Here is a 15132-nt window from a genome sequence, read left to right as displayed (position 1 = left end):
CCGCCGCGCCGGAGCCAGCACGGCGGGATGACGCCTCGGAAGGCGGGCTACTTGCCGGCCATGGCGCCGTTGGGGCCCATCAGCGCGTCGCTGATCGAGCAGGCCGCCGGGCCGAGAATGACGACAAACAGCGTGGGCAGAATGAACAGGATCAGCGGCACGGTCATGATCGCCGGCAGACGGGCCGCTTTCTCCTCGGCGCGCATCATGCGTTCGTTGCGAAATTCGGCCGAGAGCACCCGCAGCGCCGAGGCCAGCGGGGTCCCGTAGCGTTCGGTCTGGATCATCGTCGTCACAACGCCCTTCACCGCTTCCAGATTGACGCGGTAAGCAAGGTTGTTGAACGCCATCTTGCGCTCGTTGAGGAACGAAAGCTCGATCGCGGTGAGCGCGAATTCGTCGCCGAGTTCGGGATAGGCGCGGCCCAGTTCCTTGGCGACGCGGTTGAAGGCAGCATCGACGGTAAGGCCGGCCTCGGCGCAGATCACCAGCAGGTCGAGCGCGTCGGGCAGGCCCTTCTGGATCTCCTTGGTGCGCTTGGCGGCCTTGTTGCTGAGGTAGATTTCCGGGCCCTTGTACGACAGGATGAGGGTGGCAGCGAAGGCCCCGAAGCGGGTCATCGGACCCCAGTCGGGCCAGAACTCGATGCCGTAGATCAGCAGCGCGGCAATCCCGCCGAGCACGATCGGCGCAATCGCGCGGGCGACGATGATGAAATAGGCCAGCTCCTTGTTGCGGTAGCCGGCATGGGCCAGCTTCTGCTGGATCGCCTTGATCTGGCTGTCCTGAAGGACGTTGAGCTTGCTGAGGTTTTCCTTGACCTTGTCGGTCGAACCGGTGCGACGCGTCAGGCGGTTGCGCTTCTTCGCCGAGGAGGTGACGATTCCCGCCTTGAGCTGTTCGCGCCGGGCTTCGAGCACCTTGACGCGCTTGGCCATCGGATCGCGGATGGTAATCGCGGCGTAAATCGCCAGCATCATCGCGAAGGCGGCGAGACCGGCGAGCACGGTCCCGACCATGATCACGTCGAAGCCGAGCAGCGTTGGTCCGGAAGGTTGTTCGATCATCGTCTTTGTCCCGGATCAGATCTCGAAGTTGACCATCTTGGCCATGATGAACACACCGATGCCCATCCAGCACAGGCCGCCCAGGCCCGCGACGATCAGGCGGTCGTCGGTAAAGAAGCCCCCGATATATTCGGGGTTGACCCACATGATCATGGCGAAGACGATGAAGGGCAGCGCGCCGACGATATAGGCCGAGGCCTTGGATTCGGAACTCATCGCCTTGATCTTGAGCTTCATCTGGCCGCGTTTGCGCAGCACGTCGGCGAGGTTCGAGAGCGTTTCGGCAAGGTTGCCGCCGGTCTCGCGCTGGATCGCCAGCGTGATGGTGAAGAAGTTGAATTCGGGGATGCCGAGCCGGTCACCGGCATCCTGCAGCGCATCTTCCATGGTCTTGCCGACCTTGATCCGGTCAACCACGCCGCGGAACTCGATGCCGACCGGCCCGGGCACTTCCTGCGCCACCACGCTGAGTGTCTCGGTAACGGGCAGGCCCGAACGCAGGCCGCGCACCAGCAACTCCAGCGCATCCGGAAACTTGCTGACGAAGGCATTGGTGCGCTTGCTGATCTGGAAGTTGACAATCAGGTGCGGGACGCCTGCACCGACAGCCGCACCGACCCCCAGCGAGAGCAGCAGCGCGCCGGTCTGGATGAAAATCACCACCGCCACGGCCAGCGCAAGGCCGATCGAGGCGTAGAAATACTGGGTCACCGTCCAGCCCTTGCCGGTCCGGTCGAGCCGCACCGCGAGGGCTTCCAGACGCGAGCCGGAGCCTGCGAGCTTGTAGGTCTTAGGCTTGCGCGCCGCGATTGCGCGCTTGAGCTGCGCATCGACCTTGGCATCGACGCTTTCCGAGTGACGATAGCGCAGCGCCTGCATCCTGCGCTTCTGCGCCTTGGACGCGCCCGAGCCGCTGAACAGCACGTAGCCGAGCACGAGCATGGAGAAGATCATCAGCGTGATCAGCAGGGTTTGGAGGATGTCCATATTGTCACGTCCTGCCTTGTGCCGCGCGGCTGCGGCGCTCGTTCACATTGGTTGGGGCGCGCGGGGGCCGGACCGAGCCGGTTCCGCGCGCCGCCAGCATCATTCCCCGGCCGTCTCGGGTTCGGGCTTGGCCTTCTTGGTGAGCAGGGCCTTGAAGTCGAACCCGCCGAGCAACGACTTCTTCTCTGCGCCGGACGCAGCCGCCAGATCGTCCGCATTGGCTCCGATCACCCGCTCGGCGATCTGGCGGATCGCTGCGGTCGCCTTGCTGGAACGGTTGGCATCGACGAACACCTGACCCAGCTTCGCCGCATTCGAGGCCGCCTTGATGTCGTAGGGGATCACGAAATCCACCTTGCGTTCGATCGAGGCCTCGAAATCGGCCTTGCTGATCTCCGCAAAGTTCGGTTGCGCCTTGTTGACGACGATCATCGGATGGGCATGGGCGGCATTGGTCTTGAGCCACGACAGGATCCGGATCGCGTCGCGCGCCGAGGCGAGCGTGAACTCGCAGGTCAGCAGGACGATGTTCACGTCGGCCAGCAACTGCGGGAAGTTGATCAGCATGTTGCGCGGCAGATCGATCACCGTCATCTCGAACGCCTGGCGGAACTCGTCCTCCAGCTGCACGAAGGCCGAACCATCGGTCATCAGCGGCTGGCTGATCGGGGCCTCGGCCGAGAGGATCGAGAGGTTGTCGCCCGCACGCACCATGGCGCGCTCGATGAACAACGGGTCGATACGGCTGGGGTTTTCGATCGCGTCGGTCAGGCCGCGGCCTGGTTCGAGATCGAGGGTCAGCGCGCCGGTGCCGAAATGCACGTCAAGATCGAGCAGCGCGGTCGAAGACTTGTGGTTCTCGCTGAACAGCCATGCAAGCGAGGTCGCGATGGTCGAAGCCCCGACCCCGCCCCGCGTCCCGACCACCGCGGTCGAGATATGACGGCGCGCGCTATCCGCATCGCCCCCCCTAGGGGCCATGAACACCGCCAGCGCCTGGTTGAGCGCATCATGCACCTGCTGGGCCGAGAGTGGCTTGAGCAGATAGTCCTGGATCCCGCTCGAGAGCAGGTCGCGGTAGAGCCGCACGTCGTTGACCTGGCCGATAGCGATCACCACCGTGCCCGGCTCGCACACTTCGGCAAGCGCGTTGATGTCGTTGAGCGGATCGCCGCTTTCCGACAGGTCGACGATCAGGATCGCCGGGGAAGCGCTGACCGAGAGCGATTGCACCGCATTACGCAGGCCGCCCTTGTAGCATTTTTCCGGCGCCCAGCCGAGCTCGACCACCACCGGACGCAGCACGTCGAGCGCGTTGTCGTCGCAGATATAGGCCGCAAACGGATCACGATTTCCGGGCAAGCCCGATTTCCAGGGAGCATTCATGGCTTAGTTACCTCCTCCGCCGCCGGCACCGCCGCCGCCGCCACCGGTGCTCGCATCCATCAGACCGCCCGCACCCGTCGGTTCGGCCTCGCGGAATGTCGCGATCGCCTTGTTTGAGGTGGCGATGACGGTCTCACCCGAGCCTTTCTTGCCCTCGAGCAGATCCTGAGGATCAGCCACCATCGCGGCAAGGTTGCTGTTGATCGCGCAGCCATAGTTGGTGCTGGTGGCATTGTTGTAGTTCATGTCCGACTTGGCCGACCAGTCGGGGCAGCCGGGCACCGTAGCCGAGCTGCGAGTGATAACCACGCGCGCCTGGCCGGGCTGGAGGATCCCTGGGGTGGCCGGGGCCACGTCGCTGATCATCAGGCCATAGCGCCCGGCAATCTCGCGGATCGCGTTGGTCACGGCCGGGTTCTGGCCAGGGTTCTCGATCGCGATCCGATCGCCGTAGCGTAGGTCCATCGTCTCGAACCAGCCGTTTAGCCGCTGCTGTTCGGAAATCGGCAGGCCCGCCGAGCTGGTGGTCACATCGAGCGTGAAATTGGTCCGATCGACCACCGGCTGCTTGATGCTGTACAGGCTCGTGTTGGTCGGCATCCCGCCGCAGCCGGCGAGCCCCAGACCAAGCGTGAGCGCCAGTGCGAGGGCAGGCGCGCGGCCCAGCCGTCCCGCCATGCTATTGGGTCGTGCAACAGGCATCATACTCACCTTTCTCACGTTAGAGGCTGAAACCGGGGGCCGCAGTGCGGGCCTCGCGTTCGGTCTTGCGGGTTTCCTTGTCGGCCCGACGCGGCTTTTCCGGCTGGTTCGGGACGATCGCAGCCGGATCGGCATTGCTCACGCCGGGGCGCGGGGCTTCCGGCTGCGCGGAAACCGGGCCGGGGCGCTGTTCGCCCGAGCGGCCCGAATTGCTCTGGTAGCCGAGGAACTGCTCAAGCTCGGTCGACGAATGATAGCCGTCGGTCGGAAGCTTGATGTCCTTGGCGTCGACCGGCTTGACCAGATAGGGGGTGACGATGATCACCAGTTCGGTCTCGCCCTTGCGGAATTGGCGGCTGCGGAACAGGTTGCCGAGTATCGGCACGTCACCGAGGCCCGGAGCCTTGTCGAGCAGGTTCTGCGAGTTGGCGCTCATAAGGCCGGCGATCATGAAGCTCTGACCCGAACCCAGCTCCACCGTGGTTTCGGTGCGGCGGGTGGTCAGCGCAGGAACCTGGAAGCCGTTGAGCGTGATCGAACCCTGGGTCGACAGCTCGGACACTTCCGGACGCACCCGCATCGAGATCCGGCCGTTCGAGAGCACGGTCGGCGTGTAGGCAAGGCTCACCCCGAACTGGCGGAACTGCACCGTCACCTGGCCGAGGCCCTGGGCGATCGGGATCGGGAACTCGCCGCCCGCGAGAAAGGTCGCGGTTTCGCCCGAGAGCGCGGTGAGATTGGGCTCGGTCAGGGTGTTGACGAGGCCGAGACGCTCGGACAGGTCGAGCGCGCCGAGCATGTCGATGCCGAACAGCTTTCCGAGGCCCGACAGCGTGGTGCCGCCGTTGGAGTTGACCGAGTAGCCGGGGATTTTGGTCCCGTCGGGCAGCACGAAGGCAGCATCGCCCACGCCGTTGCCGACGAACAGGGGGCCGGATGGTCCGCTCGGGTCGCCGGTTATCGGACGCCCCGTGCCCACACCGAAGCGAAAGCCTCCGGTGCCATCGAAGGAGGTCAGGTTGCCGCCGATCTCGCGCAGCAGCGAGCGGCTGACTTCGGCGATGGTCACCTTGAGGTTGACCTGAAGCGGAGTGGCGGTGCGCAGTCGGCTGATGACGTTGGTGCCTTCGCCGGTGAAGGCCTGCACCAGCCTTTCAGCTTCGGCAGCATCTTCGGGCGCACCCACGGTGCCGGTCAAGAGCACGGTGTTCGTGCCCATGGTCGACACGCTGATCTTGGCATCGGGCATGGCGAGGGCGAGCATCTGGTCGACGCTGCCGATGTTCGAGCCGACCCGGATATTGGCCGAGAAGATCACATCGCCGCGTTCGTTGCTGGCGTAGATCGTGGTCTCCCCGCCGGCCTTGCCGAACACATAGAGCTGGCGCTGCGACTTGACCTGGACATCGGCGACCGCTTCGTTGGCGACGAACACATCGGTCATGTTACCCGGCACGGTCACCAGTTCGCCGCGGCCGATCGACAGGACGATTTCCTGCGAGGGCTTGACGACCTGCTGCGCGGTAGCGGTGGCAGTCGGCACGGCTGCAACCGGCGCGGCCATCACGGCAGCGAGCAGCAGCTTGGCTTTCAGGTTCAGTTTCATTCTCCGGCTCCCCTCGGGTTGGCCTGTGACCGTTGCTTGCGACAGCGGACGAAACGGATTGCGCGTGGCCATCATCACTCCCTTCAGTAGCTCAGGGTCGAGGTTACGGCCTGGCCACCGCGGCGGGTGGCCTCGCCCTGGGTGCGCAGCATGCCGCCCGCCGAGGCCTGCGGGCTGACCGGGATTTCCTCGGTCGCCTTGCCACGGGTGACGCGGACGCTCGGGCCACGATAGACCGGCTGGCTATCGACCTTGGCCGGCACGCTGGGCGAGGGCGGGGCGTATTGCGGCGCCCGGGCGCTTTCCTGCACGGGCATGGTCTTGCGCTGGAAGCGCGAGACATCGCCGCCGGTCACGAAGGTCGTGCCCTTGTCGATCGGACGGGACATCGCCGCCTTGAGCAGACGCTCCTCCTGTTCGGGGGTGGCGTTGTCGGGGATGGTGATATCGCCCGCAGCAATCGCGCGTTCGAGTTCGGCTTCGCTGTCTGCCAGCGAGCGCAGCGCGAGGCTGAGCGTGCCGATAGTCTGAGCGACGGCGACCTTCTCGGCGATTTTGGGCGTCACTTCGAGCGTGACGGTGCGGAACGCGTTGACGACAGTCTTGCCGTTTTCGTCGGTGGTGGTTTCGGTGGTCTGGTCGGTGGCCAGCACGCGCAGGTTGCGGATCACCGTTTCGGCCGTCTTGAGATCCTGGCCGCCGTCGCCGCTGACCGTCTGGGTCAGCACCAGGTCGACACGGTCGCCCGGAAAGACGAAGCCGGCCACACCTGTCATCGCCGACACCGGCACGGTGATCGCCCGCATCCCCGGCCCGAGCGCTGCTGCGAGGAAGCCGCGGTCGCCCGGGCTCACCAGCGAGCCTTGCGTCACCGGCTCGCCCGCCGTGATCGGATAGCGCACGACCGTGCCGATCAGCTTGTTCATGTCGGCTTCGCCGTCGATGAAATAAGCGTCCTTGACCAGCTCCTTGGGCCAGGGCTGGAAGCTGAGCGCGTCGGCGGTGATGATCGTTCCGGCGGTGAGGGCGCGCTTGGCGACCAGCACGCGCGGCCCGGTGGGCTGCGCCGCTTCGGCTGTAGGGGCTCCGCCTCCGGCGAAGATGCTCCGTGCAGCAAAGGCCGTTCCGATCGCGATGATCAGAGCGCCGATCAGCAGAACCAGTTTCTTCCTATCCATGGCTGAAATAGCCCCCTCGTAGTCGCCCTCGGTTGGTTAGCGGGCAGGTATGTTTTCGATGCGTAGGTCCCGACTGGTTAAAATCGAGTTCACGCCGCAACTGCCGCCATGGCGGCAGCGGGCAGATAGTTGGCGGCGAGCACCCACAGGCCGCCGAAAGCGATCGCGACACCGTAAGGGATTGCCAGCTTGTCGCGCTGGCGGCGCATGACGTGCCACAAGCCCATGACGATCGTCAGCACCCCGCCGGCCAGCGCCATGATCACCAGCAGCTGTGCAAAAGCTTCGGGCCGCACCCACAGCGCGAGCACGCTCAGCAGCTTGACGTCTCCGCCGCCCATCATCCTGAGTGCAAATAGTCCGGCCAGCAGCACGAAGGCGGCCAATGCCACGCCCAGCTGCATCGCCACGTCGGGCCACAGCGCCAGGCCGCTCGACCACCAGAACAGCGGCGCGCCCAATGCGATCGCGCCGTTCAGCCAGTTGTCGATCTGGCGGCGACGAATGTCGGTAAAGGCCGCGAAAACCAGCGCGATTGCCAAGGCAATCAGCAGTCCGTAGTGAAGGGTGGTCGTCAACATCGTGCCCCCGAAGTTGCCGTGCGCGGGACGCGTCGCGGTGCTTCTTGGGGCGGTGCTACAGGTACTTGCTTACCAAAAAGTAACCAAGCTCGGAGGCCTGAGATTCACGACCATCGCGACATTGCGGCGATCGATCGCCGAGCCATTCCGCCAGCCGCGCGCGAAGGCATCTGGCGCGCGGCGGACGGGCATGCGATCCGCCGGATCGACTGGCCTGGCGACGCCGCCACGCCGCGCGGTTCGATCCTGTTCCTTCCCGGACGCGGTGATGCCTACGAGAAATATCTCGAAACGCTGGAGGAATGGCACCGCGCCGGCTGGCGGGTGACGGCGGCAGACTGGCGCGGGCAGGCAGGATCGGGAAGGCTCGGCAAGGATGCGGTGACCGGCCACATCGAGGATTTCGCGATCTGGATTGCCGATCTTGCCCGCCTCTGGAGCGACTGGGCGAGCGAAACCCCCGGGCCGCACGTCCTTGCAGCGCATTCGATGGGCGGGCATCTGGTGATGCGCGCATTGGTCGAGCGGCGGGTCAATCCCGATGCAGTGGTTTTGAGCGCGCCGATGATCGGCGTGAACGGACCGCCACTGCCACTGCCGGTGCTCCACCTTGTCGCCCGGCTGATCTGTCGCTTGGGCGACCCGACGCGGCCGGCATGGAAATGGAGCGAGAAACCCGGTGAACTGCCTGCGGGTCGCGCCCTGCTGCTCACCCACGATCCCGATCGCTATGCCGACGAGCAATGGTGGCGCGATGCCCGGCCTGAGCTGGTGATGGGTCCGGCAAGCTGGCGTTGGGTCGAGCGGGCCTATGCCTCTGCGCGCCTGCTCGAAGCGCCCGGTGCCATCGAGGCAGTGGCAGTGCCGGTGCTGATTCTGTCCACCAGTGCCGACAAGCTGGTGAGTCACGCGGCCGCGCTGCGCACCGCCCGACGGCTACCGCGCGGCGAAATCTTCGCCTTCGGGCCGGAGGCGGCACACGAGATCCTGCGCGAGTCCGATCCGGTGCGCCGCCGCGCGATGGCGGCGATCGCGGCCTTCCTTGATCGGGTGGTGCCTGCTGCATGAGCGCCAGAATCTGGGACTTTGCCGTCATCGGGGCCGGGATGGCCGGCGCAAGCCTGGCGGCCGAACTTGCCCCCCATGCCCGCGTGCTGCTGCTCGAGGCGGAGGACGTGCCGGGCTATCATGCGACCGGGCGCTCGGCGGCGTTCTGGGACGAATGCTACGGCGGCCCCGGTGTGGTGCCGCTCACGCTTGCCTCGGGGCCGTTCCTGCGGACGCACGGTTTTCTCACCACGCGCGGCGCGCTCCATCTCGCGCGCGCGCAGGACAGCGCCGCGCTCGCGCAATTCTTCGCCACCTTTGCCGGGACAGGAGTGGCGATCGAACGGCTCGATCGTGCCGCCATCGAACAGCGCGTGCCGGGGGTGCGGCCCGAATGGTGCGCGGCAATCCACGAGCCGGCCTGCGCCGATATCGACGTGGCCGGGCTGCATCAGCACTATCTCGCCGCGGCGCGCCGGGCGGGCGGGGAGATGGTTTGCCGTGCAAGGGTCGATCGGCTTGCGCGTGACGATGGCGGCTGGCGCATCGTGACGGCCACCGGCGCGGAATATCGCGCCGCGCGGATCGTCAACGCTGCCGGCGCCTGGGCCGACAGGATCGCGAGGCTCGCGGGTGTCGCGCCGCTCGGCATCCGGCCCTTGCGCCGTACCGTGGTGCAGCTGCGGGTCGATCCGCCGGCACCGGCCGATCTGCCGCTGGTGCTCGACATCAATGGCGGCTTCTATTTCAAGCCCGATAATGGCCGCCTGTGGCTATCTCCGCATGACGAGATCCCCGACGAGCCGGGTGATGTCGCGCCCGAAGAGATCGATGTCGCCATCGCCATCGACCGGTTCGAGGCCGTGACCAACTGGCGCATCACCGCGCTCGAACGGCGCTGGGCCGGCCTCAGGAGCTTCGCGCCCGACCGGCTGCCGGTCTATGGCCCCGATCCGAACCTTGGCAGCTTCTTCTGGTGCGCAGGACAGGGCGGCTTCGGCATCCAGACCGCTCCCGCCGCCGCGCGCATGGCCGCGCAGATCGCGCTCGGGCTGCAGGCGGATGCAATGACGCGGGCGATCGACCCTGCGGCCTATTCGCCCGCCCGCTTTGCGGCTGCATCACAATCGGCCTAGCCAAGCCCGCGCCCTTCTGGCATTTTCCCCAAGTCCATTAATTACTTCGGGAGGGAAAGGCGATGGCCCACAAGTTTGAGATCTACAAGGACAAGGCCGGCCAGTTCCGGGTGCGGTTCAAGTACAATTCGGAAGTGATGTTCTCGACCGAAGGCTATGCCAGCAAGGCAAGCGCGCAGAACGCAATCGATTCGATCAAGAAGAACGGCCCGGGCGCCGAGGTCGAAGACAACAGCTGATCATGACGGGGGCGGCGGGGTCAGGCGTTCCCCGCCGCAATCCGCGCCGCTTCGGCGCTTGCCAGCGCATCGGCGCGTTCGTTTTCCGGGTGGCCGGAATGGCCCTTGACCCATTCCCACCGCACCTTGTGCGGCCGCGCGGCGGCGATCAGTTCGCGCCACAGATCAGCGTTGGCCACCGGCTTTTTGGCGGCATTCACCCAGCCGCGCTTCTGCCAGCCGCAGATCCACCGGGTCATGCCGTCGATGACATAGCGGCTGTCGGTGTGGATGGTCACCGCACAAGGTTCCTTGAGCGCTGCGAGGCCGCGCAGCACAGCTGTCATCTCCATACGGTTGTTGGTCGTCTCCGGCTCGCCGCCGGTCAGTTCCTTCTCGTGTGCGCCCATGCGCAGGATCGCCGCCCACCCGCCCGGGCCGGGATTGTGTTTGCACGCGCCGTCGGTGAAGATGTCGACCTGTTTCATCGCGCCGGGCACTAGGCGGCCAAAGGCTCAGTCTGCAAGCAGGCCCGCCCCGCTTTCATGGTAAAACCGCCAGCGTGCTGCGAATTGCATCGGATCCTTGCGGGTGACGAGCGCATCATCGGGGGTTTCCAGCCAGTCCTCGGCGCGCGAGGCGACGAAGCGCAGACAGGCGCCCTTGGCCACCTCGTGGAACAGCGCCAGTTCAGCCGCTTCGAGCCGGCGGACGCGCTGGTAACCCTCGAACAGCGCCGTGCCGCAATCGGCGCGGTAGGCATTTTCGCTGTCGAAACACCAGGCCGCGTGTGTCACTGCCAGATCGAGCACCATCGGCCCGGTGCAGGCGAAGTAGAAATCGATCAGGCCCGTCACCTGATCACCCAGCATCAGGACATTGTCGGGAAAAAGATCGGTGTGGATCTGCGACTGCGGCAGCGCCGAAAGATCGAGCGCGGCGGCTGCACGGGCGTGCTCCAGCATCGCCGGCAGGCCGGGGTCGATCCTTGCCAGCCGTTCACCTCCGCAGGCATCGAGGATCGCCGCGCTCGCGGCGAAATCCATCATATTGGCGCGTGTCAGCGGAAAGTCGCGGGCCGCCAGATGCAGCGCGGCCAGCACCTCGCCCACCGCGCGCACCTGTTGCGGTGTCGGGCGGGTGGGGGACACCCCGGGCAGGAATTCGATCAGTGCCGCGGCCTTGCCCTGCTCCATCCGGAAAGAGGCACCGCTGCGGTCATGCATGGTGCGCGGCACCGGACAGCCCTTCGCGGCGAGATGATCGAGCAGATCGAGGAAATAGGGCAGATCGGCATAGTCGATCCGCCGTTCGTAGAGCGTCAGGATGAAGCGCGTGCCGCTCGCACCCGAACCGGTGGTCTCGATCAGCCAGTTGGAATTGGAGACGCCTTCCGCGATGCCCTTGGCCGAAACCAGCTCGCCGACATCATACTGGGCGATCAGCCGGGCAAGTTGCTCTGCCCCAAGGTGGGTGTAGACCGCCATGTCCGCGTCGCTCTTCGGCCTATTCGGTCAGCTGGCGCGGGAGCTTGAACACCATTTTCTCGACCGTTGCGGTGATTTCCTTCTCGCGGATGGTGCGGTGCTCGGCGAGCGCTGCGACCACTTCGCGCACGAGGATTTCCGGAGCCGAGGCCCCCGCGGTCAGGCCCAGCGTTTCGACCCCTTCGAGCCAACCGAAGTCGATCTCGGAGGCGCGCTGGATTAGCTTGGCGGGCGTGCCGAGCCGCTCCGACACTTCGACCAGGCGCAACGAGTTGGACGAATTGGGCGCGCCGATCACCAGCACCAGATCGCAGTCATGCGCCAGTTCCTTGACCGCGGCCTGCCGGTTGGAAGTGGCGTAGCAGATGTCCTCGGCGCGCGGGCCGGAGATGTTGGGATAGCGCCATTCGAGCGCCTGAATCACCTCGCGCGTGTCGTCGACCGACAGCGTCGTCTGGGTCAGGTAGGCCAGTTCCTGGTCGGAATCGAAGGGCAGCTTCTCGACATCCTCGATCGTTTCCACCAGCGTCATCTGGCCGGGTTCGACCTGACCCATAGTGCCGATCACCTCGGGGTGGCCTTCATGACCGATGAAGATGATGTGACGGCCCTTTTCGATCTGGCGCTCGGCCTGACGGTGGACCTTGCTCACCAGTGGGCAAGTGGCATCGACATAGAGCAGGTTGCGGCGCTTGGCCTCGGCCGGGACCGACTTGGGCACACCGTGGGCGCTGAACACCACCGGGGCATCGTCCGGCACCTCGTCCAGCTCCTCGACGAAAATCGCGCCCTTGGCCTTCAGCCCTTCGACCACATATTTGTTGTGGACGATCTCATGGCGGACATAGACCGGCCGGCCATAGCGCTCGAGCGCCTTCTCGACGATCTCGATCGCCCGGTCGACCCCGGCGCAGAATCCGCGCGGAGCGGCGATCAGGAGGTTAAGCGGCGGGCGGGCGGCGACCGAGTCGTCGCTGCCAGCGGCATCGGCTGCGGGAAAGGGCGCGTTCATGATGACCTCTCTAGCGCTTTGCGCTGCGTCTCGCTAGGGCGTGCATATGCGCTTGTCGCGCAGTTGGATCCGGTTTTTCTAGGACGGCCTTTCGATGATGTTTCGCACCCGCGCCCTGCCTGCCCTTGCCGCAACGGCCGCCTTGGCCGCATGCGCCGGCGAAGGTGAACTTGTTCTCGATCAGGGTGTCGGGATCACCTCGGTGCTGAGCACCTGTCCGGCGGTCGGCATTCCGGATTACACCGGGGACATCACCATCTTCCGCTCCCAAACGGATCGCAGCGCGGCGAGCCTCGATGTCAGCGCGGCGATGACCAATCTGCGCACCAGCTGCAACGATACCGGCGAGAAGGTCTATAGCGAGGCAACCTTCGATGTGCACGCCCGCCGTACCGACACGCGCGGCGCTCGCACAGTGGTCCTGCCCTATTTCGTCACGGTGCTCCGCGGGGGAAGCGCGGTGGTCAGCAAGCGCGTGGGCGAGGTCACCCTGAGCTTTGCCGATGGTCAGGAACGCGCGATGGGAACCGCCAAGGTCGGCTCCTTCGTCAACCGTGCCGATGCCACGCTGCCCGAGGATATCCGCAAGAAGATCACCCGCCGACGACGTCCGGGCGACGTGGATGCCGCGCTCGATCCGCTGGCCGATCCCGAAGTCAAGGCGGCGATTGCCCGCACCCGCTTCGAGATGCTGGTTGGCTTCCAGCTGACCGAGGAACAGCTGGCCTATAACGTGACGCGCTGATGTTGTTGCGAAGGCGCCTGCGCGCCTTCGTCCTCGGCGCGCATCCGTCGCTTGGCGATGGCCACCTGCGGGGGGCCGGTCGGCCTTGCGGCGCTACCGGCGGCGAACCAGCGGCTCAAGCGAGCGCGCTTTTGGCGTTCCCTTTTCCGTCCCGGGCTTGACCCGGCCCTATGCTTGCCTTTTTGCACGCGCGATACCCCGCGCACACCGCAAGAGAACAGGATGACCAAGCCCAAGACCCTCTATGCCGCCTATGCGGCGCTGATCGAAACCGTGCTGACCGACCTCGTCGACGAGGGCGTGCTGCCTGCCGATACCAGCTTCGCCAATGTCACGCTCGAACCGCCGCGCGATGTGGCGCATGGCGATCTGGCGACCAATGCCGCGATGGTGCTGGCCAAGGGTGCAGGGATGAACCCGCGCGCGCTGGCCGAGGCGATTGCCGCGAGGCTTTCCGCGCATCCGATGATCACCAGCGCCGAAATTGCCGGGCCGGGCTTCATCAATCTGCGCCTGGATCGGCAGGTGTGGCTGGATGAGCTTGTCGTCATCGCGCAGCTGGGCGCTGATTACGGACGTTCGGACATGGGCGGGGGCCGGGTCGTCAATGTCGAATATGTCTCGGCCAACCCCACTGGTCCCATGCACATGGGCCATTGCCGTGGCGCGGTGGTGGGCGATGCGCTGGCGGGCCTGCTCGAGTTCGCCGGGCACAAGGTCATCAAGGAATACTACGTCAACGACGCCGGCGCGCAGGTCGATGTCCTCGCCCGCTCGGTGCACCTGCGCTACCGCGAGGCGCTCGGGGAGCAAATCACTATCCCCGAAGGGCTTTATCCGGGTGACTATCTCGTGCCTGTCGGCCAGCAGCTCGCCGCCGAGTTCGGCAGCCGTTACGTATCGGCGCCCGAGGCTGAATGGCTGATGCTGTTCCGCACCCGCGCGGTCGCGGCGATGATGGACATGATCCGCGCCGACCTCGCCACCTTGGGCATCAAGCACGATCTTTTCTCCTCCGAGGCTGAATTGCAGGCTTCGGGCAAGGTCGATGCCGCCGAGGCGTGGCTGCGCGCGCATGACCTCGTCTATGACGGCGTGCTCGAAGCTCCCAAGGGCAAGGCCCCGCCCGAGGATTGGGAGCCGGTCTCGCTGCCGCTGTTCCGTTCGACCCGGTTCGGCGACGACCAGGATCGCCCGATCAAGAAATCGAACGGCGCGTGGACCTATTTCGGGGCCGACCTTGCCTACCACTTCCAGAAGGCGCAGACCGCCGATGCTCTGGTCGATATCTGGGGCGCCGATCATGCGGGCACCGTCAAGCGGATCAAGGCCGCAGTGGCCGCGCTCACCAGTGCCGACGGGGCGCCGCCCAAGCCCTTCGAGGTCAAGCTGGTGCAGATGGTGCAACTGATGAAGGGCGGCCAGCCGTTCAAGATGTCGAAGCGCGCGGGCAATTTCGTCACGCTCGCGGATGTGGTCGAGATGGTTGGCAAGGACGTGGTGCGTTTCACCATGCTCACCCGCAAGCCCGACGCGCAGATGGAATTCGACTTCGACAAGGTGGTCGAGGCCTCGAAAGACAATCCGGTGTTCTATGTCCAATATGCTCATGCCCGGATCCGCTCGACGCTGCGCAAGGCGGCGGAGGCGGGGCTTGCCCCGTCTGATGCCGCGCTCGACCGGCTCGGCTCCGAGGAACTGGCGCTGGTCGCGCGCGCTGCGCAGTTCCCGCGCGAGATCGAGGCGGCGGCCCGGGCGCGCGAACCGCACCGGATCGCCTTCTACCTTTACGAACTCGCCGCTGATCTCCATTCCTACTGGAACCTCGGTAATGACCGTCCGGAAAAGCGCTTCATCGTGGAACAGGACGCAGAGCTGACCGGGGCGAGGCTTTTCCTCGCCAATGCAATCGGGCAAGTGATCCGTGGCGGTCTCGGCGTGCTCGGTGTGGAGGCGGTCGAGAGCATGTGAAAACCGGGG

Annotated in this window: 15 protein-coding genes; 5 read left to right on the top strand and 10 right to left on the bottom strand. The window is 65.7% G+C overall.

Annotation, left to right across the window (positions count from 1 at the left end):
* Positions 1-47: 47 nt before the first annotated feature.
* The 7 genes from BZF61_RS02375 to BZF61_RS02345 all read right to left on the bottom strand — a co-directional run bounded on the left by BZF61_RS02375 (position 48) and on the right by BZF61_RS02345 (position 7507).
* Positions 48-1067, bottom strand: a complete 1020-nt coding sequence (locus BZF61_RS02375; protein ID WP_086617033.1) for a type II secretion system F family protein — start codon at positions 1065-1067, stop codon at positions 48-50.
* A 15-nt stretch (positions 1068-1082) separates the two neighbouring features.
* Entirely contained in the window at positions 1083-2054 is a 972-nt protein-coding gene (locus BZF61_RS02370; protein WP_086617032.1) for a type II secretion system F family protein, read from the bottom strand.
* A 99-nt stretch (positions 2055-2153) separates the two neighbouring features.
* Positions 2154-3440, bottom strand: a complete 1287-nt coding sequence (locus tag BZF61_RS02365) for a pilus assembly protein CpaE (RefSeq protein WP_086617031.1) — start codon at positions 3438-3440, stop codon at positions 2154-2156.
* A gap of 3 nt (positions 3441-3443) precedes the next feature.
* A complete protein-coding gene (locus BZF61_RS02360; RefSeq protein WP_169711926.1) occupies positions 3444-4118 on the bottom strand; it encodes a CpaD family pilus assembly protein in 675 nt (224 codons plus the stop codon).
* A 43-nt stretch (positions 4119-4161) separates the two neighbouring features.
* Positions 4162-5748, bottom strand: a complete 1587-nt coding sequence (locus BZF61_RS02355) for a type II and III secretion system protein family protein (RefSeq protein ID WP_086617030.1) — start codon at positions 5746-5748, stop codon at positions 4162-4164.
* Between the two features lie 83 nt (positions 5749-5831).
* Positions 5832-6926 carry a Flp pilus assembly protein CpaB gene (gene cpaB / locus BZF61_RS02350; protein ID WP_086617029.1) on the bottom strand — a complete coding sequence of 365 codons (1095 nt, stop codon included), beginning with the start codon at positions 6924-6926 and terminating at the stop codon, positions 5832-5834.
* 89 nt (positions 6927-7015) lie between these two features.
* Positions 7016-7507: an A24 family peptidase gene (locus tag BZF61_RS02345; RefSeq protein WP_086617028.1), complete on the bottom strand. Its 492-nt coding sequence runs from the start codon at positions 7505-7507 to the stop codon at positions 7016-7018.
* A gap of 120 nt (positions 7508-7627) precedes the next feature.
* Between BZF61_RS02345 and BZF61_RS02340 the strand changes: the two genes are divergently transcribed.
* The 3 genes from BZF61_RS02340 to BZF61_RS02330 all read left to right on the top strand — a co-directional run bounded on the left by BZF61_RS02340 (position 7628) and on the right by BZF61_RS02330 (position 9929).
* Complete coding sequence (locus BZF61_RS02340) at positions 7628-8575, top strand: alpha/beta fold hydrolase (RefSeq protein WP_086617168.1); 948 nt, start codon at positions 7628-7630, stop codon at positions 8573-8575.
* Complete coding sequence (locus BZF61_RS02335) at positions 8572-9690, top strand: NAD(P)/FAD-dependent oxidoreductase (protein WP_086617027.1); 1119 nt, start codon at positions 8572-8574, stop codon at positions 9688-9690. Before BZF61_RS02340 ends, BZF61_RS02335 begins: the two co-directional genes overlap by 4 nt.
* Before the next feature lie 62 nt (positions 9691-9752).
* A complete protein-coding gene (locus BZF61_RS02330; RefSeq protein WP_086617026.1) occupies positions 9753-9929 on the top strand; it encodes a YegP family protein in 177 nt (58 codons plus the stop codon).
* A gap of 20 nt (positions 9930-9949) precedes the next feature.
* On the opposite strand, the gene rnhA is transcribed toward BZF61_RS02330, so the two are convergent.
* The 3 genes from rnhA to ispH are packed head-to-tail and all read right to left on the bottom strand — an operon-like array spanning position 9950 to position 12407.
* Positions 9950-10396 (bottom strand): ribonuclease HI, encoded by a 447-nt coding sequence (gene rnhA, locus BZF61_RS02325; RefSeq protein WP_086617025.1) that lies wholly within the window; start codon positions 10394-10396, stop codon positions 9950-9952.
* Positions 10397-10423: 27 nt separating this feature from the next.
* A complete protein-coding gene (locus BZF61_RS02320; protein ID WP_086617024.1) occupies positions 10424-11395 on the bottom strand; it encodes a homoserine kinase in 972 nt (323 codons plus the stop codon).
* Between the two features lie 19 nt (positions 11396-11414).
* On the bottom strand, positions 11415-12407 hold the full coding sequence (ispH, locus tag BZF61_RS02315; RefSeq protein ID WP_086617023.1) for a 4-hydroxy-3-methylbut-2-enyl diphosphate reductase: 993 nt from the start codon (positions 12405-12407) through the stop codon (positions 11415-11417).
* Between the two features lie 94 nt (positions 12408-12501).
* Between ispH and BZF61_RS02310 the strand changes: the two genes are divergently transcribed.
* Together BZF61_RS02310 and argS are read left to right on the top strand one after the other, a co-directional pair.
* Complete coding sequence (locus tag BZF61_RS02310) at positions 12502-13152, top strand: hypothetical protein (RefSeq protein WP_086617022.1); 651 nt, start codon at positions 12502-12504, stop codon at positions 13150-13152.
* 222 nt (positions 13153-13374) lie between these two features.
* Positions 13375-15123 carry an arginine--tRNA ligase gene (gene argS, locus BZF61_RS02305; RefSeq protein ID WP_086617021.1) on the top strand — a complete coding sequence of 583 codons (1749 nt, stop codon included), beginning with the start codon at positions 13375-13377 and terminating at the stop codon, positions 15121-15123.
* Positions 15124-15132 lie beyond the last annotated feature (9 nt).

The sequence above is a fragment of the Erythrobacter tepidarius genome, assembly GCF_002155695.1.
Classification (GTDB): Bacteria; Pseudomonadota; Alphaproteobacteria; order Sphingomonadales; family Sphingomonadaceae; genus Erythrobacter; species Erythrobacter tepidarius.
This window is presented reverse-complemented; position numbering and strand designations above follow the sequence as displayed.